Origin of the sequence: Thalassotalea mangrovi (assembly GCF_005116735.1) — a bacterium.
GTDB lineage: Bacteria > Pseudomonadota > Gammaproteobacteria > Enterobacterales > Alteromonadaceae > Thalassotalea_A > Thalassotalea_A mangrovi.
Map to the genome: position 1 here is coordinate 1 of NZ_SWDB01000073.1, position 648 is coordinate 648.

Consider the following 648-nt stretch of genomic DNA (forward strand, 5'->3'; position numbering starts at 1 on the left):
AACAGCATTTCATGCGTCTGAGTCCAGTAGGCACGCAGAAAGAACGCTCTGGAATGGGATAATACAAAGTGAGCCACCTGAAGCTTTACCTTACGAGTACCGACATAAGAATAATTCTCACCCCAGTCAAACTGAAACGCTTCACCTGGCGCAAACACTAATGGGACATAGGCTTTTTTGTTCAGACCGTGAGCCGCAATTTTCTGTTCCTCCCGCCATTGCCGAGCGAATGCCGCAACGCGATCGTAAGAGCCACTAAAGCCCAGATCAACGAGTTCTTTGTGCAGCCTCCTGGCTGATTTTCTTTCTTTACGCCGACGCTTCGATTCACGCAGCAACCAAGCAGATAGCAGTTCTTTGTAGCCATCAAGTTTGCTAGTCGATGTTCGTTTGGGATACGCAGGTTCAACGCATTCCTTGGCTAGGTATTTCTTAACGGTATTTCTTGAAAGTCCGGTTCTTCTGGCTATTTCACGTTGGGACATCCCTTCCCGAAAATGCCAGCGCCGGATAACGCTTAGTAATGACACATCAATCACTCCAATATTTCTCCCGCAATTTGAGTGCGAGAACTAATTAAAGAAGTGGATCAATTTTGGATGCAAATTAGGGGTTGAAGTGGATCAATTTTCGATGCAAATTAACAGG

The 648-nt window shown here is 46.0% G+C and carries 1 protein-coding gene; it reads right to left on the reverse strand.

Annotated features, from left to right (window positions below; all coding sequences use genetic code 11):
• A partial coding sequence (locus tag E8M12_RS16250) for a winged helix-turn-helix transcriptional regulator (RefSeq protein WP_211245070.1) occupies positions 1-485 on the reverse strand: 485 nt, incomplete at its 3' end.
• Positions 486-648 lie beyond the last annotated feature (163 nt).